This window comes from Bradyrhizobium sp. Pha-3, assembly GCF_042258325.1.
GTDB lineage: Bacteria > Pseudomonadota > Alphaproteobacteria > Rhizobiales > Xanthobacteraceae > Bradyrhizobium > Bradyrhizobium elkanii.
In genome coordinates this window covers 4772140-4790924 of the sequence record NZ_CP170151.1, presented here as the reverse complement: position 1 = coordinate 4790924, position 18785 = coordinate 4772140, and the positions used below count along the sequence as shown (strand labels likewise).

Annotated in this window: 22 protein-coding genes and 1 tRNA gene; 10 read left to right on the top strand and 13 right to left on the bottom strand. The window is 60.5% G+C overall.

Annotated elements, in window-relative coordinates:
• The first annotated feature begins 173 nt into the window (after window positions 1-173).
• On the top strand, window positions 174-608 hold the full coding sequence (locus ACE10X_RS22430; protein WP_375762871.1) for an NUDIX domain-containing protein: 435 nt from the start codon (window positions 174-176) through the stop codon (window positions 606-608).
• Here the strand turns inward: ACE10X_RS22430 and ACE10X_RS22425 are convergent.
• Together ACE10X_RS22425 and ACE10X_RS22420 are read right to left on the bottom strand one after the other, a co-directional pair.
• Window positions 562-1041, bottom strand: coding sequence for a low molecular weight phosphatase family protein (locus ACE10X_RS22425; RefSeq protein WP_080583439.1), 480 nt, complete (start codon window positions 1039-1041; stop codon window positions 562-564). The genes ACE10X_RS22430 and ACE10X_RS22425 overlap by 47 nt on opposite strands.
• A gap of 1012 nt (window positions 1042-2053) precedes the next feature.
• Window positions 2054-2299 (bottom strand): hypothetical protein, encoded by a 246-nt coding sequence (locus ACE10X_RS22420; RefSeq protein WP_375762870.1) that lies wholly within the window; start codon window positions 2297-2299, stop codon window positions 2054-2056.
• A 1090-nt stretch (window positions 2300-3389) separates the two neighbouring features.
• Between ACE10X_RS22420 and ACE10X_RS22415 the strand changes: the two genes are divergently transcribed.
• Window positions 3390-3542 (top strand): hypothetical protein, encoded by a 153-nt coding sequence (locus tag ACE10X_RS22415; RefSeq protein WP_304495401.1) that lies wholly within the window; start codon window positions 3390-3392, stop codon window positions 3540-3542.
• A 300-nt stretch (window positions 3543-3842) separates the two neighbouring features.
• On the opposite strand, the gene ACE10X_RS22410 is transcribed toward ACE10X_RS22415, so the two are convergent.
• Complete coding sequence (locus ACE10X_RS22410; RefSeq protein WP_375762869.1) at window positions 3843-4115, bottom strand: hypothetical protein; 273 nt, start codon at window positions 4113-4115, stop codon at window positions 3843-3845.
• Complete coding sequence (locus ACE10X_RS22405; protein ID WP_375762868.1) at window positions 4112-4678, bottom strand: hypothetical protein; 567 nt, start codon at window positions 4676-4678, stop codon at window positions 4112-4114. Before ACE10X_RS22405 ends, ACE10X_RS22410 begins: the two co-directional genes overlap by 4 nt.
• 561 nt (window positions 4679-5239) lie before the next feature.
• Between ACE10X_RS22405 and ACE10X_RS22400 the strand changes: the two genes are divergently transcribed.
• The 4 genes from ACE10X_RS22400 (at window position 5240) to ACE10X_RS22385 (ending at window position 7501) form a co-directional block, all read left to right on the top strand.
• The gene (locus tag ACE10X_RS22400; RefSeq protein WP_375762867.1) at window positions 5240-5659 is read left to right on the top strand and encodes a hypothetical protein; all 420 of its coding nucleotides are present in this window, start codon (window positions 5240-5242) and stop codon (window positions 5657-5659) included.
• Window positions 5660-5666: 7 nt separating this feature from the next.
• On the top strand, window positions 5667-6131 hold the full coding sequence (locus tag ACE10X_RS22395; RefSeq protein ID WP_375762866.1) for a hypothetical protein: 465 nt from the start codon (window positions 5667-5669) through the stop codon (window positions 6129-6131).
• 13 nt (window positions 6132-6144) lie between these two features.
• Window positions 6145-7059: a hypothetical protein gene (locus tag ACE10X_RS22390; RefSeq protein WP_375762865.1), complete on the top strand. Its 915-nt coding sequence runs from the start codon at window positions 6145-6147 to the stop codon at window positions 7057-7059.
• Between the two features lie 61 nt (window positions 7060-7120).
• A complete protein-coding gene (locus ACE10X_RS22385; protein ID WP_375762864.1) occupies window positions 7121-7501 on the top strand; it encodes a hypothetical protein in 381 nt (126 codons plus the stop codon).
• 64 nt (window positions 7502-7565) lie between these two features.
• Here ACE10X_RS22385 and ACE10X_RS22380 read toward each other — a convergent pair whose 3' ends face one another.
• The 8 genes from ACE10X_RS22380 to ACE10X_RS22345 form a co-directional block, all read right to left on the bottom strand.
• Window positions 7566-10103, bottom strand: coding sequence for a hypothetical protein (locus ACE10X_RS22380; RefSeq protein WP_375762863.1), 2538 nt, complete (start codon window positions 10101-10103; stop codon window positions 7566-7568).
• A 12-nt stretch (window positions 10104-10115) separates the two neighbouring features.
• Window positions 10116-10373 (bottom strand): hypothetical protein, encoded by a 258-nt coding sequence (locus tag ACE10X_RS22375; RefSeq protein ID WP_375762862.1) that lies wholly within the window; start codon window positions 10371-10373, stop codon window positions 10116-10118.
• A complete protein-coding gene (locus ACE10X_RS22370; RefSeq protein ID WP_375762861.1) occupies window positions 10373-11011 on the bottom strand; it encodes a hypothetical protein in 639 nt (212 codons plus the stop codon). Before ACE10X_RS22370 ends, ACE10X_RS22375 begins: the two co-directional genes overlap by 1 nt.
• A 268-nt stretch (window positions 11012-11279) precedes the next feature.
• On the bottom strand, window positions 11280-12596 hold the full coding sequence (locus tag ACE10X_RS22365) for a hypothetical protein (RefSeq protein ID WP_375762860.1): 1317 nt from the start codon (window positions 12594-12596) through the stop codon (window positions 11280-11282).
• Window positions 12597-12659: 63 nt separating this feature from the next.
• Complete coding sequence (locus ACE10X_RS22360; RefSeq protein ID WP_375762859.1) at window positions 12660-13244, bottom strand: hypothetical protein; 585 nt, start codon at window positions 13242-13244, stop codon at window positions 12660-12662.
• A complete protein-coding gene (locus tag ACE10X_RS22355) occupies window positions 13241-14455 on the bottom strand; it encodes a VapE domain-containing protein (protein WP_375762858.1) in 1215 nt (404 codons plus the stop codon). The genes ACE10X_RS22360 and ACE10X_RS22355 overlap by 4 nt, the downstream gene beginning before the upstream one ends.
• Window positions 14452-14667 (bottom strand): hypothetical protein, encoded by a 216-nt coding sequence (locus ACE10X_RS22350; protein ID WP_375762857.1) that lies wholly within the window; start codon window positions 14665-14667, stop codon window positions 14452-14454. Before ACE10X_RS22350 ends, ACE10X_RS22355 begins: the two co-directional genes overlap by 4 nt.
• Before the next feature lie 192 nt (window positions 14668-14859).
• On the bottom strand, window positions 14860-15054 hold the full coding sequence (locus ACE10X_RS22345; RefSeq protein ID WP_375762856.1) for a helix-turn-helix domain-containing protein: 195 nt from the start codon (window positions 15052-15054) through the stop codon (window positions 14860-14862).
• Window positions 15055-15170: 116 nt separating this feature from the next.
• On the opposite strand from ACE10X_RS22345, the gene ACE10X_RS22340 reads away from it, so the two are divergent.
• The 3 genes from ACE10X_RS22340 to ACE10X_RS22330 all read left to right on the top strand — a co-directional run bounded on the left by ACE10X_RS22340 (window position 15171) and on the right by ACE10X_RS22330 (window position 17060).
• Window positions 15171-15740 (top strand): Arc family DNA-binding protein, encoded by a 570-nt coding sequence (locus ACE10X_RS22340; RefSeq protein ID WP_375762855.1) that lies wholly within the window; start codon window positions 15171-15173, stop codon window positions 15738-15740.
• Window positions 15737-16903, top strand: coding sequence for a tyrosine-type recombinase/integrase (locus tag ACE10X_RS22335; protein WP_375762854.1), 1167 nt, complete (start codon window positions 15737-15739; stop codon window positions 16901-16903). The genes ACE10X_RS22340 and ACE10X_RS22335 overlap by 4 nt, the downstream gene beginning before the upstream one ends.
• A gap of 67 nt (window positions 16904-16970) precedes the next feature.
• Window positions 16971-17060, top strand: a tRNA-Ser gene (locus ACE10X_RS22330).
• A 277-nt stretch (window positions 17061-17337) separates the two neighbouring features.
• Here ACE10X_RS22330 and ACE10X_RS22325 read toward each other — a convergent pair.
• Complete coding sequence (locus ACE10X_RS22325; protein WP_100213607.1) at window positions 17338-17646, bottom strand: hypothetical protein; 309 nt, start codon at window positions 17644-17646, stop codon at window positions 17338-17340.
• A 487-nt stretch (window positions 17647-18133) separates the two neighbouring features.
• Between ACE10X_RS22325 and ACE10X_RS22320 the strand changes: the two genes are divergently transcribed.
• A complete protein-coding gene (locus tag ACE10X_RS22320) occupies window positions 18134-18766 on the top strand; it encodes an SGNH/GDSL hydrolase family protein (protein WP_375762853.1) in 633 nt (210 codons plus the stop codon).
• The last annotated feature ends 19 nt before the right edge of the window (window positions 18767-18785 follow it).

Below are 18785 nucleotides of genomic sequence, written 5' to 3'. Positions count from 1 at the left end.
TGGCGTTCGCGTTCGGCTGAACGTTTTTGAGACCTCGGGCGCCATCGGCGCCCGTGCGACTGTGATCGATTACCCCTATCTCATTCCCCGCCGATCGGGTTTCGGCAGGCGCGCGGTCTTCTCCCCGCCCCACTCGTGACGCATCCTCGCCTTTTCCAGAAGAGGATGTACGGATGATCGGCAGGGTCAGGGAGGGAACGTCCGCGCTTCTCGTCAGCACAGATGGCCGGCTGCTGATGCAACTGCGCGACGACCTCCCACATGTTACCGATCGCGGAAAGGTCAGCCTGTTTGGCGGACGGCGGGAAGGCGCCGAGACTTTTCTCGAATGCGTGGTGCGCGAGATCCACGAGGAGATTGGCTACTACCTGCCGCCCGAGCGTTTTGAGTTGATCGGCCGCTATTCCGGTCTCGATCATGCAACGCCAAACGGCACGCTTCGCGGCGAGGTGTTCCTCGCGCGGGACGTGCCCATCGACCAATTGACGGTGACCGAAGGCCGCCTCGAGATCGTCGCCATCGACGACCTCGAACGCATCAGCGGCATGCTCGCGCGCCCGGCTACGTTTGCGCTGGAGATCTTCCTGAAGCGCGAGCCGATGACCTGAGCGCTGAAACCAGCGCGCGGATGTGATCGTCGATCAAGGCCAACGCGACTGACGGATGCGCAAAGTCGATATCGTCCACATGCCAGTAAGTCACCCTGTCGGCGACCTCGGGGAACCGGCGCTCGATCAGCGGACGGTGCTCGGCCTCCTTGAGCGCGATCACGAGGTCGGCGTCGTCGAAGTCGGCCAATGAACAGGGCTGCGGAAAGCGCGCTGCGCCTTCCGGCACAATGCCGCTGGCGCGAAGACGATCATCGGTGAAGACTGACATGGGCCCGACATTGTCGGGCGATCCCCGCTCGGCCGCGCCTCTGGAGGACGCGCGCCACGCCAGTTGTTCGGCTCTTGCAAGATGATTGAACAGTTCCTCTGCGTATCGACTGCGATAATAGTTGCCGGTGCAGAGAAAGAGGACACGCTTCATGGCCGTCATGATGGCCAACGTCGGCCCTCGCGGTCAACGGCGTTGCGAGCATGAGCCTCTTTCAGCTCACGGACCGGGCGAATGACGGGCCGGCCCGGGGGTGCTTGAAACGACGGAACCGACCAGTCCTCAATCATCCCTGCCCGTCCCGTTGAGTTGGGTGCCAATTGCGGTGCCAATTTTGAGCAGCGGGCCGCAACCGAAAACGGCCCCAGCGTGGGTTGCTGAGGCCGTCATTCTGTCTGCTGGGGGCGCGGGCGCCAGTGAGCAGGCCGCCTCGGTTCAGCAGAGCGCCGGTACATCCGCGGCTGTCTGAATTGTACTCGATGTCGTGGCGTGCCTGGCGAGGTCTCAGGGGGTACCCCACAGGGCGCATCCGGAAATGAGACCCGTTAGCAAATCAGCAACGTGATCGGCGCAGGCTTCTCTGAGGGACGGGACCGTTGGGGACGCAGCACGGTCACGTTTCGGAGGAGCTGGCGCGCCGGCCCTGAGCGTCGGCTCCTCTTTTGGACCTTGTGTGAGTTAGGCAACAGCCGTCACTCCGGGTACCTGCTAAGCAAGTGACGTTGGGAATTTCAGGGCCCTAGCGCTGGGAATGACAGGGCGCCGCCGGGACAAACCATTTCGGGCCCGGCGGCGTAGTTTTTGAGATTTGCCGCGCTGACGCATGAGAGGCGTCTCGAGAATGTCTGGCGACAAGATTGCTACAAAGACCGTGCTGTTAGCGCTGGCTATAGGCGTTGCGGTATGGGCAACCATGGGGGCGCCCGAGCCAGGCACAAATTCGCCGATGCACGTCGCCAGCAGGCGATGAGGCCCTCCCGGCACGACCCATGCAGTTAAATTGACGCTGGGGATTTCAGTGTCCCAGTTCAGGAAGGAAACGCCGCCGGGCGTGTATTTTTGAGACCGGCGGCGTCTTTTCCTCGCACAGCAAGCTGGCGCGATTGCCCTGCCTGCCCGTCTGCCGGTTTCGTCTCCTCCTTGGGAGATTGGGCGCTGTCGCTTCAGGTCGGCGTCATTCGAGCGGTAGAGAAAGCGCGGGCAGCGGCCTATTGCCCTGCTCGCAACCTGTTCGCCCCTTGAGCGGTAGAACCGGCGTTGAGGCATCCGGGGCAGTCCGGCCCATGAAATGGGTCAGATTAACGCCCGATGACCACTCCACATAGCCAACAGCCGAATAGGCAGCCGCTCCCACGATGAGAATACTGAGCACTGAAGCGGCGGCTGCCGACGGCAAGCTTTGGCTGCTGAAAAACGGCATCACAATTCTCCGACACCGAGCTGCCACCCGCTCGTGCATTAGACCAACTCGCGATGATCGAGTGTGAACCGCCTCACATTTCACGGGCACTTGATGCCGAGACCGGGCCCGACGATGCCGGTTCACGGCCGGCGGGCTATTTTTGCCAATTCAAATCCAGGCCGCTGCCCAGCCGGGCAGATACGTTCTTTGATCTTCGGCCGCAATTGAAGCGTTTCCGACCGCCTCAATTGGCGGCGTCTTTCAACCGCAATTCATCGAATGGCGCTCAATTGCCTAGCGTTTTCGAACCTTGCTTGGGCCTCTGAGAGGGCACTGTCGATGGCGAGCCCCAGTCAATCATTTTCAGGCAAACGAGGAGTTCGACATAGCTTTGCACTTGCCCTGACCCCGCCAAGAGTTCGCAACTTTCACGCGGTCCTGCCGGGACAGTTAGCCAGATCGAGTTTAGCTGCTGCCGCGCAACCGTCTCGTCACTCACGCACTTACTCGCGTCCTTGGGAAGTCCCGACGCTCTATCGTCAACGGAAACGTCCGCGCAAAGCGCCTTGATGTCGAAGTTGGGAACACTGTCTGAAATTTGTACGGGCGGCTGACCAACGAGCGACAATGCCAAGAGCGCTGCCTTCATGAGATCTCCCTCCCCGTCCGGTGCGCCCAGCTGGAAGGCGGATTGAGCTGGGACTGACGCGGCTTCGGAGGCTGTAGCGGCCACCCTCCGCCCACGACGTTACATTGCGCCTTTTTCCGAATTTCTATCCACCACGAACCGCAATGCTGCGGCGCGCTACTACTTTTGCGCACGCGATTTGGCTGCAAGTCTGTTGGTTAGGACTAGTTCGGAATGGCAATTGCCGCGGCTGCCCCGCCGGTTTCGAAGCATGTTCAGCAGGCGCGATCGACAAAAATAGTGCGGTCCAGATCACCCGACAGTAACAGCGGGGTCGGCGGCGGATCCGTAAATCCACGGTTCGCCACCTTAACGTTAAGCCGAAAACCGATGCCCGCACCGACGTGGCGTCATGTAGTGTCTGAGATATTTCATTTTTCTTCGTCAAGGCCAATTGCCAAAGTTCAGCGATTTAAATCAATGATCGTGGAGTTCGGTATCGCGAGCACGATCGTGGGATCGGTGCTCGCCCTTTATGCAAGACGGCATCGTTCAGTCATCTTGGAAGCGTGCGCAGGCGCGCTGCTGATTGTCGGCCTCGCCTGCATTGGCGCGGGGCTGCCGCATGTGTGACCTGCCCCTTCAGCAGGGACCGGGCGAACGACCGGCCGGCCCGGGTTTCGCCGCCAAGTTCGCGTTGCGTTCGGCGCTGCCCTACGCTAAGGGCCTGATCCGATCGATCCGGAAGGGTGGCCGAGTGGTTTAAGGCACCGGTCTTGAAATTCTGGAGTTGACGTATCGGGTAGTGACGTCTCGTTACGTTGAGTGCTGAAAAATCACGATAAAAAGCAAGGGCGACACATCGCTGTGCCGCCCTGTTTTGTTTGGTGCTGTGTCGTTCGGTAGCAAAAGCGGTAGCAGTCGCCCGCCAGATCAGTTCACCGCCCCGAGGTGCGGGATGGCCGCCAACGGTGTGTGGTCGAGATCTGCGCCTTCCGCCCGTTCAATCTCGCGCACGGCTTCGAGCGTAAAGGCAAAGTTCTGGGGGATTCCGATGCTGGGCATCTCGATCACGGCGCGATCCTCCCATAAGCCGCCCTGCTCGACGGCGAAGTAAAGGCGGACCAAACCACTGCCCATGGGCTCGACCTTGCGGATCGTGGTGGCGAGGCACTGCGGCGCGCGCCGGCGGGTCGTGGTCCTCATGCCGTCACCCGCTCGGCCAGCGCTTCCTGGATCGTGACTAGGAGCGTTTCCAGCCGCCCCTCGTCTCGGAGTGCTATCTCGACGTCTTCGACCTCCTCCGCCACGTAGGAAAGCAACGCCTGCAGACCAGTGTTCGACGTGGGAACAGTGGAGATCAGGCGATCGAGCGCCTCACGGTCGGCCTTATAGGTGGCATCGGCGACATCCTCGGCATCACCGAAGATCTCCCTATATCGCTTCAGCACCCTATCCAGCTCGGCGTGAGCCCCTGCGCGCTGTCGATCCGTGGCGCCCGTGTTCTTATCGATTTGATCGTGTGTGTGGATGGTGACCGGGCGGCCACCCCACATGACGACGACGTAGGGGCAAAGGCCGATGCCCTCGTCGATCAGGATTTCCTCCCGGCGGCACTGTTCGTCCGCGGCCTCAGACGAGGCCTTCGCCGCGGCGCGATGGGCCTCGATCAGAGCAAATATTTCGTCCTGTTGTGCGGCCTCGGCGATCGCTGGCGCGGTTGTGGGGACGGCGGCAGCCAAGGCTGCGGTGGATGCGATCAGGTTCATTGCGGATCTCCTCGTTATGCCCCCTGCTCGGTCGGCATAAGTCTTCACGTTGGCATTGGGTTCAGCCTCCGTGGCGAGCCCCTGACATGCGATGGCTCGGCTGGTCGAAATCAGTTGCGGTGACGACAATTGAACAGCGCCGGCGGCGCTATGGTCGGTTTCAGAGGGCGAGTTCGTCCGTGGCGTGCTAAGCACGCGAACAGCCTGGGTCATTTGGATTCCACTCCTGTGTGGCTCGGGTTAGAGCCGGAGCGAGGTTGCCGCCTTGCCCCGGCTTGCTTTTATGATAATCTTTTATTCATGGCGAAGTCAATAAAAGATAATCGTAAAATAGGACGAGGCCGCCCCGCCACCGGGACCGCGCCAATGGTCGGCGTTCGCATGCCAAAAGAGTTGCAGGCCGAAGTCCGAACTTGGGCGAAGCATCAGCCCGACAGTCCCAAGCTGGCGACGGCCATCCGGCAGTTGGTCGAGATTGGACTTAAGGCGAAGGACCAATAACCCGGTTTCCGTGAAAACCGCGCTTGCGCTCGCTCTTCGGTTGCAACATCATCGGGCCCCATGGGGCGCTTTCTTCTGGTTATTGCAATCATCGTCGCATTAGGTGTGTTCGCCTATTTCAACAGGCGGATTCCCACACCTGAAGAAATCGGATTCCAAAAGAAGTTCGACCGAGATGCCGTGCTGGTGAGGACATGCGCACCCGATCCAGGCGTAGCATCGGGCGCGACGCTTAAGGTCTATAGGTTCGAGGGCGAGCTTTGGTTTAACGACCGCGGAATATGGCGTCGAGTTGACGGCAAGCCTGAGAATGTCTGCGATCTCTTAGATATCGACGCTGCTCATCGGACGCCGCCTCCGAAGGTGCCTATGGCGAACGACGTTTTGTCGCGCCTCGTCGACATTTTCCGTGGGGGACCATCCGAGCAATTGTCGCCTGCTCCCGCGAACGAGCCAAAAGGGAAAATTTCAAAGGAGTGATATTTGAATGCAAGTCGATTTCAATGGAGTGATCACCGGTTTTGACCGTCTGCCGTTGGGAGGATTTTTCCAGTTTAGTTCGGATGGATCATTTGGACTTTGCGTTGCCGATGGCGGAGGTGCGAGAGCAGCTCTTACGTTGCCGACGGCCGATTCCAAAAATAACACGATCTGGATACAGATCGGCGGCATGACGCAGCCGCTCATCCACTTTCCCGACGCCGCGATGCGGCCAAAACTATCTAGCCGCATACCCCGCGTCATTGGCTCCGGACTGATTTGTGCCGGCGCTCAGCGCTTCATCCGGGCATTTGAAACACAGTCCCAGCACAAGATATTTGACGTTGAGAGCGGACTTATTGCCGCTGTGGATGATCATCAAGCCGTGCAATTCTCTGAATGGTCTGTCGGCCGGACCGTCGACGGCAAGTTTGAGGAACTCTACCGCTTTCCGCCGAACTCAACAAAATAAAAGACCTAAGCTCATGAGCGACGTCGCCAGCGGCACGGCTGTCTTCAAAGACAAATTTATCGCGTTCGTTGATATCCTAGGCTTCAAGAACATGGTTACCGAGGCCGAAGCGGGTCGAGGAATGCCGCTGCAAGATATAATCGCCGCGACGAAGGATCTTGGGTCCCGTGCCGACCGGGAAGACATGAGAGAACGCGGGCCTCGCCTCTGCCCTGGCTCTCCGAAGCTGGCGCCTGACATCGATTTTCAAATAACTCAAATTTCAGATTGTGCTGTGGTCTCCACGGAAATGTCGCCGGCAGGCGCGCTCGGCGTCGTGAACCATTGTTGGCAGGCCTGTCTTGCACTGTTGTCTAAGGGATTGATGTGCAGAGGATTCATAACGCGGGGTCGCATCTACCATACCGAAGATCAGTTCATTGGATCAGGCTATCATGCTGCTCTTGACGGAGAAAAGGCGGTCTCAATCTTCAGATTGCAGCCGGACGAGCTCACGACTCCGTTCATCGAGGTCGACCCCGTGGTCGTTCAGTATGTGAACGAGCTTGGCGATCCGTGCGTAAGAAAGATGTTCGATCGATTTACACAGTCCTCAGACGGCTTGACGGCGGTGTTTCCGTTCAAGCGCTTAAACCAGTCCTTCATGATCAACGATGACTTCAACGCCGATCGCGAACTCGAATCGTTGAATAACATTCGTGATTGGATCCGAGAAATGAAGGGCAAGCTCGCCGCAGGGACGACCCGCGCGGATCCGTCGGCGGTCTTAAAGGCGGCTCAATACAATCGCATGTTAGATTCGCAGCTCGTTGCCTGCGACAAGACCGAATTGCGTATCGAAGAATGGCGGGATGTCATGAACCGAGCGCGATCGCGCTCGGCATCTGATCCACGGCGCGGAAGCCCAACGAAGTTCGACAAGTCGTAGCTCTACAACGTTTTTCGCATTTTGCGAGGAGCGATCTGCACTAATTCAGGGGGCCGGGCACATGGAAATTTTTCTCTTCTGGGTCGGGTTTTCGATCCTCGTCGCAGTCGCAGCCAATGCGCGCGGTCGCAGCGGCATCGGTTGGTTCTTTCTATCGCTCGTGATTTCGCCGTTGCTGGCGCTACTGTTCGTGCTGGTGATGCAGCGACAAGATGCGCCAGAGCCGAGGCCGGCCTACACCACGGCCGGCCCCTTTCAGGCGGAAAGCGTGTTGTCCGGCATACCCTACCGGACATTATCGGACGGATCGATTGAGGCAGTCATGCAAGGTGCGACTGTTCGCTTTGCGGACTACGCGCGATTTGCGACGTCCATTGGCGCTCCTATACCGCCACCGGCGCCGCCGCCCGAGCAGCCTCTACACAGATGGACGAAAACTTGACCTCGCAACCTTTGCCCTCGATCGCCTACGATGCGGCGAAGAAGGCAAAAGCATCTCTCTCGCCTCATCTATACCAGCTCGGTGCTATGCCACCTTGGGCCAGCTGGGCCTGAGTCGATTCGCGCTTCAGTTGGTCGAGAACGCTCCGCTCCATCTTCACCGGATAGTCGCCAGCGTTGGTGCGCAAATCCACGGTGTGGTGCTCGCCGCTGCCCGAGCCTCTCTCCAGCGCCGGTGTTGGAGCGTGGCCGATGCTGCCCATATCGAAGCCGGTAGCACCGCCGCCTGCAAGGTGCGGCAAGCCGATCTGTCTGCTCAGAAGGTTGCCAACCAGGCCTCCTTCGGCGAAGTGACCGACTGCGCCACCGTCCCGGACGTAAGTGTCACTGTCGTCGCTGTGGCCAAAGCGTCCCTTGAACCAGCTCTTGTATTTCGGCTTCTTGGACTGCTCCCGCATTCCAGCCTTGCTCTCCGCGATGCCCTTCTTGACGACAGGATCATCCAGCAGCGGATCGCCGGGCAGATGCAGGATGCCATCGACGATCGCGCCGCCGGATCCTGGATCGAACGTGACCGTATGCTGACCGGGTCCAAGCCTGGTTGCACTGGCGAGCGTGCGGCCAACAACACCGTCATCATCCGAGACATCGCCGCCATCGGCGTAACCGTTAGCGTTGAGCTGATCGAGACGGGACCGCCCGATCTTGCGCGCCGAGCTGGCGCGGATGACATATTCTCCGTCGCTTAACCGGGCAGGGATGGAATCGGATGTCGTGGTGCCGGGGCCACTGACGTGACCTCCGCCATCCATATTCTTGCGGACCTCCCCGCCTGAAGCCACTTGCACGCTCGCCGGTTTGGCCTCAATGCGCGAGGCGACACCTTCCAGCGCTGCCGCCAGCTTATCGCCCGCCGCCGTGATTACCTGGCTGGCGTCGGCGACTGCTGTCCCTGATGGACCTTCGCCGCGGATGCCGCCGCTGGCGGGCTCGTCAACCTTCAAGTCCGGCTTGTTTGCGTTGTTCGCCGCGGCCGATATACTTTCCAGGATGATGCGCAGCGCGCCGGATAGGTCGGCGGTTTGTTGCAACGGTTGAGCTTCGCCAACCCGCGGCGCTTGTTCGGGCGTGACTGAGGGCGCTGGTGCGGTCGGGCCCGGCGCGATCGGCCAGTTGTATCGAGAGTTAGGGTCGCGGCGAATGAAGTCGCCGCCGTCGGGCGCCGGAGTGTAGATTTCCCGCTTTCCGTTCGGCCCTACAACATCGACATCATTAGGTCCCCCCTGATATGGGAGCGGCTTCGCCTCGATCGGCCGACCGATCGAACCGGGATCCGTGATCGCTCGTTTCACAAAGTCAGTGATCACGCCGAACGGATTGCCGCCATTGATCCCGGAAGCCGCATCGTTGCGAAGATAGCCGACGAATCGGCCGAGCAGATCACCCTTATCTGACGAGAACACCTCGCTGAGGCTCTGCGGTGCCCGTGGCACGTCTTCAGGCCGCACCGGACCGATGAACCGCCCGCCGCCAGGCAGATAATCCTTGGCGTGCAAGAGCCTGTCGGCGCCCTCGGTTGTCTTATCGACATACCCGGCGGCAGTGTCGATGCCTTTGGTGAGGTTAGCGTGATCGCCCCCCATCGTAGTGGTCAGCCGTTTGGTCGCCGCCTCTAAATTCTCGAAAGCTTCAGTGACGCCGCGGGCCGCCTCTGCATCGGCCGTAGCTTGCGGATACTTTCTCGCGAGCTGATCGATGACCGTGTTTGGCTGTAAACGGCCGCCGCGGTCGGTGAAGTCGATTAGTTCATCAGCGTTCTTAAACGGCCGTCCCGACCCGAACGGAGGCGACACCGAGCGAGCGACAAAGTTTGCCGCATTCGGCGATACCTGCTGCAGCGCCTTCACGGCCTCGGTCGTGAGCAGCTTGTTGTCGAAAAGGCTCCCGAAGAATTGGCCGATGGCCGCGGATGCTGTCTGGGTATTCGTTTTGTCGACCCGGCTCTCGGCGAGCAGGCCGCCCTGCGCCTTGAGGAAGTTTTCGTCAGTTGCCGGCGCGACGGCGGAACTCCCCTCGAAGATAGGAAAGTATTTGTTCCGAGTAAGCAGGTCGCGACGGTAGGTCAGGAACTTCTCGAATCCAGGCTGCAGATTTTCGACGTCGGTGCCCAACTCCTTCGCCGAACCAGATAGCTTCCCAAAGGCGTCCGCGTTGCCACCAAGCCCCTTCAGGCGAGCTTTGTAACGGTCCGTCTCCTCACCAAGCTTCGCCAGCCCAATCAGCGATCCGGTGACGCCAGCGACGAGCCCAGCGGGGCTTAGGAAGCCCGAAGCAAGTCGGCTTATCAAACCACCGACGCCACTGGGGCCAGCACCGCCCAGCGCGCCGGCGATGCCTCCCTGTTCGATGACTGGGGCGAGAGCTTCGCTTACCCTGCTTATCGGCTCGGCTAGCCTCTGCGCCGCGTTGCCAGCATCGGCGAGCCGCTTCTCGGTGTCCTGCAGGGCTTGCTTTCCGATTTCGCCGGTCCGCTTCAGCTTGGCCTGGACGTCCTCCGCGCCCTCGAGCGCGATCCGCATGACAATGTCGTTCTTGCCCGCCATGGTTGGGCCCTCCTATTGCGGTTTGCTGCTGAGCAGGGCCCGGCCTGCGTCGGTGATAGTGTAAAGGCTGGAACGGTCGCCGCGATCGATGGCGACATTGCCGTCGAGAGCCAATGCGTTGAGCAGGATGACCAGCTTGATCTCTTCGATATCGGTGTCCTCGTCCGGCTCCGGAAAGCAAAGCGAACCTCCTGCGCGGAGCAGGCCCTCGAGGATGACACGCTCGGCCGGGACCAAAGGCTGTCGCCAAGTCGGAGGAACGATCAGCATCACAGCGCCTCAATCTTGTTCTCGATCCGATTTCTCATTTCATCTGGATCCGCCAACTCAGACAGGTGCTCTCGAACATGCTTTTCGAGGGCAATCATGGTCTTGACGGAATCACTTCCAATATCGTCAGCCAGCAAGGCCCCGATGCGACTAGGCCAATTCAACCAAGCATCGCGTACTTCCCGAGCCCAATCGGAGACCCACTCGCAGGCCGCCTTGGCGTCGATGAGACCCTTGGTCCGCTCCTCGTTGTCCAACCATCGGCCATAGGACTTGAGGATCAATTCCGCGGTCCGGGCCGCGTTAAAGTCGACGATGCCCTTGAAGGCGCCCTCCCGTTCAAGCACCTCTCGGATCACGGAGACGGCCTGTTCTGCGTCAGCCGGCGCCGAGATGGTAGGCCGCGGCGTTCGCCCGTTCACTTGTTCACCTGGATCGGCCGGATTTCGTTCACCCTGAGAACGCTTCGCGCGGCTCGGTTCGAGGTTGCTCTCGAGCGCGCGCTGGACGGCCGCCAAATCGTAGCGACCGTTCGGCATCTGTGGGATTTTCCCGGCTTTCGCGAGTTTGTGCAGACCGCTCTTGGCGCGGCGGAGCACCTTGGCCAATGCGCTTAAGCTCAATCCTGCGTCGTTCACTGTTCACCTTCGAAAATGTCTGTCGCGCTAGAGAAATCGAACACTCGGGCTCCCCGCACTAAGTTTTCGGCCTGCCAGGACCCAGGAACTCGGGGGCGAGAGCCCGGAGACGCTCGCCCCGCCCGTCCAGTTCTGGCTGACGCATCACAAGGAAAGCCCCTGCGAAACCGAGGGGGAGCACCATCCATCAAGACGGCGCTCCCCGCGTCCACAGTCGAGCCGAGGAAGCCAACCCATTCCCTCATTGGCCGCGCTGGGACGATCTCCACTAGAATTCCACCATCGCCGGCAGGCTGCTGGCCAAGCCGAGAACGACGCGCGGATCAGCATCACCGCGGCGATGGATCGGCAGTTCGCGTTCCTTCGCCAATCGGATCAGCTGCTCTTCCTCCCGCTCGAGGAGCAGGATCTTGGCGAGCAATTCGGCTTCGCCCAGCGCACGGTCAGCGTCGGTAATAGCGTTTGCGTCATCGGCATAGCGGTCGATCTCTTGATCGAGCGCAGCGATGATTGGCTCCTTGAACGCCCAGAGCAGGAAGCCGAGCGCGTCAGTGGTGCGGCCGAAGGCTGCTGCTGCTCGGCCCTCGACCATCATGCTGCGGCCATCATCCCGAATGATCTCGGTCTGAATACCGGCTACCGGCCAGGTGATCGGGTCGCCGTGATCGATCGCCTGCGCAACGTTCGGTGCCTTCGCGGTGGTGTCTACCAGCTTCCTGGCGGAGGCTTTCACGTCAGCGGACGGTCGAGGACGATCGCGGAGTTCCCGAAGGTCAGCGAACAGTTCGGCGATCTCCTGCCTGATGTCGACAATGGCCTTCTTCAGGTCCGCAACAGTTTTGCCCTGCTTGCCTTCGTGCGGGATGAACTCCAATGCCTGCTGCAGGAGGTGCCGGGCATAGATCCTGCAGCGCTCCTGCAACTTATCCAGCGCCTCGAAGCGCGGCTTGGATGCATCCAGCTTCTCATTCACCTTCGCGATCTGACCATCGAGCTTGGCCTGATCGGCCTGAAGCTTCACCAAGCCAGGATGACCCTCAGGCATGAGGACGGTGATGCCATATCGTGAGGCTTGGGCTTCGTCGGTGTTGATCCGGATCTTTTGAACGACATCGCCGCGCTCTTGGATCAGCGCCTGAAGTTCCTCCGTCAGCCTGTGACGCTGCGCGCGCACCTCGTCGAGGTCATCATCGATACGCTCCAGATGCGCTTGCACCCAGTCCGGGAGACGGCCGCGGACCAGGCTGAAGCTGGTGTTGACCGGCGCCGCCGACGGGACCAAGGCCTGGACGTTGCGATCGAGAGAGCCCTGAAGCTCCGCGGTGCGGGCCGATGTGGCTGCATCGAGTTCCTGAAATGCCTGTGTGACCCTCGCGAATGCAGCCTGTGCCTCGGGCTCCAATGCGCCGGCACTGATGTTGCGGGCGGTCTGCGCAATTCGGGCGAAGGTCGCCCTTTCGGCCGGGGTCTTGGCGGTCGCACTGGCCGCATTGGCCATACGCTCCCAGTCTTCCATGCTGCTCGGGATGCCGAGATCGCCCGACAATGCTCTGATGGTGCTGCTGGGAAAATACTCAATGGGCATTTCAAAAGCTCCGTTGGGCTGATTCGTCCTCACCATGCCTCAGGTCGTTGGCCATGAGCTGTCCTAGCTCGCGGCCAACAGTGCACGAATGCGCCGGGCAGATAGCGGACGGTCGATTGCCTTCAGGACGGCCCAGCAGTGGCCGCGCAGCGTCTCCCGGTAGGAGATGCTGGCGGCGGTGCGGTCGCGCTTCCAATCTGGCCCGGACCGATACCGGGCAAGCCGCTTGGCGATGCCGTCGGCGGCCCCACTGGCTGACTGTTCGGAATAGAACGTCGCCGCCATGGTGCGCAGTAGCCGCTGATGCTCAGCCTGCGCCATCCTGGTCGACACACTGCGCTGGCCGGGCTTCGTTGGCATCAGCACCAGCGAGGCGGTGCGCAGTGCCTGCGCGGCCGCGGCGCGTTCCTCGGCCGTCAGGTCGATGCCGGCGGCGAGCGCCTCGGCGATTTTACCCAGCCGGTAAAATTCACCCTTTTCCGGACCCCGATTTGCTGGAGGACGCGTTCGCTCTCCGTATGAACCTGACGGCTCACCGGGACCCACAGCGGACACAGCGCAGACAGCGGAGTTTTCTATATGAACCCCTTCCGTCAGTACCCCTCTATTGGGAAGTGCGCTGTGGTCCGCTGTGCGCTGTGGTGTCATGCCTTGATCCACCAGCGCTTGCCCTGCCAGTCGGTCTTGCCGTCCTCGCGCTCCCGCCGCCAACCGAGGCGCTCCAGAGCGGCCGTGATGCGGTTTTGGTCAGCGCGCGCGACCTTGGCGGCCTCGATGAAGAGTGCTTCCTTCGCCACCTGGCTGACCAAAACGCGGGTCTGCGTCTTGAGGTAGTCGCCGATGGACTCCTCCCAGGTGTCGGCTTCGAAGCGGGCTTCTTGTTCCGGCTTGATGTGCTCGCGCTCGAAGTCTCGATCTGGCCACCACCGCTCGCCCTCGTGGTAGGCGTGGACCGCCTCCGCAAATAGCTGGTCGCGATCTTCGATCAGGCTGTCGATGTCGATCTTGCCGACCTTGATCGGCCAAAATCGCCTTCCGCCACTCTCATCGCGCAGGTACGCCTCGCGATTTGTCGAGCCGATGAAGATGCACTGCCGCGGCTCGGTGACCTCGTATCGCCCATAGCTTGGACGATAGCGCTCAACTTGCCGGGTGATGAACGCCTTGAGTTGCGCACTCTCGGCGCGGTTCATCGCGTGCATTTCGCCGATCTCGATCAGCCATTTGCCGCGCAGATGTTGAGAAACGTCTTTGCCTTCACCGATCTCTGGCAAGTTGTCGGAATAGTATTCGCCGCCGAGCACGGCGCAGGCGGTGGATTTCATAGCGCCTTGCGGGCCTTCGAGCACGATCATGTGGTCGGCCTTGCAGCCCGGCTCGAAAACTCTGGCGACGAGCGAAACTAGAAACATCTTGCCGATGGCTTGAGTGTAGGGATTCAGCTCGGCGCCCAGCCGCGTTGTCAGCCACACATTGATGCGCTTTTGGCCGTCCCAAACGAGGTCCGAAAGCCAGTTACGCAAGGGATGGAAGGCGTTCTCCTGTGCAAACTGGTTGATTGCGTCACGGACAATATCGCGCGAGATGCGCTTCAGCCCAGCTCGCTGCAGATGTTCGGTGACGCGGGTTACGTCTTCATCTGCGATCGGCCGCACCTCGAATGGCCCGGTCGGACAGCCAACCTCATGCATGATCAAAACGCAGCGCTGCATCTGATCGTAAGCAAAGGCATCTCTAAGGCCCGGATCTCGGCGCAAGCCAACCAGGGCGTTGGTGACGATCGCGAGCGGCTTGCCGTTCTCATTGAGGCATTGTGCAAGCCAGCCGTCGACGGAAACGGGAAAGGTGGCAACGTTCACAAGCGCACCTCCGCGCCGAGAAAATCGGCCAAGGCCAGCGCGCCGGCTTCCGCATGTTCAACTTGCTGAAATCGGTGTCGTGTCTGCCAATACAGCGCGCGGCTCTGATAGATCACGGTAAACCGGACCGAGCCGTCCGCCGGATCGCGGATACTGGCAACGCTCACGATGCCACCGACTGCGCGGCTGATGATTTGCTGAATATTGCTCATCGGCGCGCCTCCGGACCGAAAGCCAGCTCGGCGATGACGATTGCCAGAGCAATCGGGAGCGCAAAAAGCTTGGATAGCCTGCGCGCCTGCAACCCTTGCGGGCTGGGCTCTGTTGTCGTATTCACGGGGAAATCGCGTTGACTGGTGCGATCGTCATTAAAAACCCCGTCGCCTAACCGCGCGGGGTTTTTTCTATTTCGCATGCGCCGCGCAGGCCTCCTCGATCATGCGATCGAGCGCGACCTTCGGCACCCTCAGCAACTTGCCGAAACGGATCGTCGGGATTTCGCCGGCCGCCGCGGCTGCGTAGGCCTTGTTGCGACCCATCCCCAACAGTCGCCCCGCCTCGGGAACGTCGTAAACCAACACTTCCGGCTTCTCGGTCATGATATGCCTCTTGGTTAATATCGAAGCTTCATGGTACCGAAATAGATGATTTGGTTACCTTGCGTCAATATCGGTTACATGCTAACCAGTCCCTCCCCGTCACTAGGTGTGGACAAATGGCGCAGGAAGACTCCTCCCAACTGAAATTCCGGATTGATCGTGAGCTGCGTGATCAGCTCGAAAAGGCCGCGGAAAAAAACGGCGTATCTCTCAATAAAGAGATCACGGAAAGGCTTGTTCGCTCGCTCGAAGCGAAGTCCCTCGACGACAGCAAGCCGACCTTCGGCATATTGAAGCTGATCCAAGAAGCAATGAACGCTGCAGGCGAGGCAGCTCTCTTCGAGGAGAACGATATGTCCTGGGAGATCGCGCGCAAAAAACTGTGGACAGATAGCCCGCAAGCATATGGCCGCGCGGTGGAGGCCACGATCACGATCCTAGAAGCACTGCGGCCGGCAACTCGTCGCGCTCCGGATAACTACCCTACGCCTTGGGACGGAGTGTTCTGGGGCGAGTATTTCCTGAAGTTCGCAGCGTCGGGCAAGCCGAACGTACCTGAAAATCAAGCACTTGCTACCGACCTGAACAAGAGCCTTGGCGCTCTCGTGCAGCGCATCGAAAGCTATCGCACCTTGGATGCGAGAGACGCAGCAATGCAGCGGCAAAGCAAGAGGAGCAAGAAATGAAAGGTCATATCCGCGAACGATCGCCCGGCCATTGGGCCATCATTATCGAGCAGCGCGATCCGTCCACCGGAAAGCGTAAGCGCAAATGGCATTCGTACAAGGGTAACAAACGGCAAGCGCAGACCGAGTGTGCGCGCCTGATTTCCGAGGTGAAGGCCGGCGCCTACGTCGAACCTTCAAAGACCACGGTTGCGGAGTTTCTGACGCGCTGGCTCAAGCACATCAAGCCGAACGTGTCGCCTCGCACTCACGAACGATACGAACAGATCGCGACGAAAAACCTCGCGCCGCTGATCGGCGCCAAGATCCTTTCAAAGTTGCAGCCCATCGACGTCAGCGAAGCCTACAGCAACGCCCTTGAGACCGGCCGTCGTGATGGCAAGGGTGGCCTCTCGCCGCGGACAGTGCACCATATGCACCGCGTCCTCTACTCCGCATTGAACCAGGCCGAGCGCTGGAAGCTGATCGTTCGCAATCCCGCCGCGCTCCTGGAAAAGCGGGACCGGCCCAAGATCGAGCGGAAGGCAGTTCGGACGATCGACGCTCTGTCAACCGCCGCGGTCTTCGATGCTGCCCGCGAGCGCCGGCTCTTTGTGCCGCTGGTGCTGGCGTCTCTCTGTGGCCTTCGGCGTGGCGAGATTACCGCCCTCCGGTGGAAGTCAGTCGACCTTGAGAACGGCCAGCTCGCCGTCATCGCCAGCACGGAACAGACCGACGCCGGCGCAATCCGAGAGAAGGAAGCTAAGAGCGGTCGGGCCCGCACGGTCGCCCTGCCCGCCATGGCCGTCGAGGAACTTCGCCGCTGGCGCGTCACACAGGCCCAGGAACTGCTCCGGCTCGGGGTACGCGCCGATGATGATTGGCATGTTGTAACCCAGTTTGACGGCTCCCCGTTGCAGCCCAGGAGCCTCACCCACGTCGTCTCGGCGTTCCTGAAGGATTGGAAGGTCACCCTGCACGGGCTGCGCCACAGCCACGCCAGCCACATGCTGGCGTCGAATATCCACCCCAAGGTCGTTCAGGAACGGCTCGGACACTCCTCGATCGCGATCACGATGGACGTTTACTCGCACCTGATGCCGAACATGCAGGGAGAAGCGGCCGCAGCGGTTGACGGGGTGATGCGAGCCGCCATAAACAAGCGCGCCGACGACGTTGGGTAGCAAAGCGGTAGCCGAGTCTCGAAATGTTCTCTCCGCCGCTCAAGAAAGCTAAGCAATTTCAAGGCCTGGAAGGGTGGCCGAGTGGTTTAAGGCACCGGTCTTGAAAACCGGCGTGCCCGCAAGGGTACCGTGGGTTCGAATCCCACCCCTTCCGCCACAATCTATTGAATTCACTTTGTTATTTGCCCACGACGATTTCGTGCCGGTGCCCCAATGGCCGCCGCCTGAAGATCGCTCCTGATGGTAGGGCGCTCGCTGCCCAATAGATCCGGCCCACGGGGCGAGAACGCACAGCCGCATTGATACCGGCGTCGATGCGGCCGTTACGACAATCCCACTATCGTTATGACGCTGGGCATCGCGAACCAGCTGAAATTATGCCGCCGGGACAAACCATTTCGGGCCCGGCGGCGTAATTTTCGCGTACCGCTCACTCAGAGTTCAATCTCGATCGCCATGTTCGCGCGCACGAGGGTGGTCAAGCCGGCTTTCAATCTTTTCGCTTGCCAAGTGTGGAAGGCTGGATCGGCGTTTAGTTTGTCAACCGCCGCGCCGTAAGCCGAAAACGTTTCGAAATTCACTGAGAAAACGAAATTACCGGCTTCGCCGACGGCGACAGACCAGAACCTTGGTTTGCCACCGTGCTTGCGCCAAAGCCCGGCGCTCTCCTTTGCCAATTCGAGTATTCCTGCGAGGTCGCCGCCTGGATTCGGCTTGACCACATACTGCACGACGACTGCCATGCTACCCTCCAATTGAAATGACAGGGGGCGCGTATGTGACGCTGTTTTCGATAGATGGGGCTTGATCTAGGTCAAAGTATCCAGCGATGCGGCATGCGTACTTAGCCGTCCCGCGTGAACCGCGATGGCATCATCTCTGCAGTTTTGACGGTGCTGGGGATTTCAGTGTCCCAGTCCAGGAAGAAAACGCCGCCGGACGTGTATTTGTGAGACCGGCGGCGTCTTTTCGGGACAATGCCTCCCTCGATTAGGCCGGCGTCACAGCGTCGATACCGAGCGATTCAGCACCGCGCGAACTCGGCCGGGCAACGGATCCTTATCGAAGAGTGGAGTGTTGGCGCGGCCGCAACGATGGTAACGGGTTGCGCGCCGCCGTATCCAGCAACCTCCCGCAGGGCGTGATCCGCATAAAGTGATCGCTCCGGCGTTGCGCGGTTGTTTCTGAATATTGCTCGGGCCGGAGCCGCGATGGTAGCTCTGAGCAGCAATGCGTCGCGCACTACCTTGGGTTTTGGCCGTTACTTTTCTGATTGGTTTTGTCGCTTCCTTTGCGGAGCTGCAGAGGATGCGCAACCGTTTCGGTGAAGTGTCTCAGCACGCCTTTCACGATCATGCCGCAGTGCGCGAATTCATGATACGCGCCGCGCTCGCCGACGCGCCGGCTCCGATCGTAGTGCTCGGCGATAGCATCACCGAAATGGCTCCGCTGCCCCGGCTGCTCTGCGGACGTCCGGTGATCAATGCCGGCGTTGGCGGTCAGACCATCCCGGAGGCAAAGCAGCTCGCCGGGCGCGTGCTGCAGGACCAGGGCGCATTCTTGCTCGTCCTCGCGGTGGGCGCGAACGATGCCGGATCGCCAACGGCGCAACGCGACTTCACCGACCTCATCGAGACCGTCAAGCCGCTGTCGACGCGGCCATTGGTGGTCATTGCCGTCGCAGCTGACGAACGGACCAACCGCGCGATCGAAGCTGCCGCAGTTGCGCGTGGTGTTCGGTTTATCGACCCGCATTTGCCGCCCGGCGCGAAGATGGCCGACGGCATTCACTTCACCGCGGCCGCCTACAAGGCCTGGGTGCCGGCACTTGAGGCGGCGATCTCGGCGGAATGCACGATGTGACGTGCGACGGCCGGGCCGA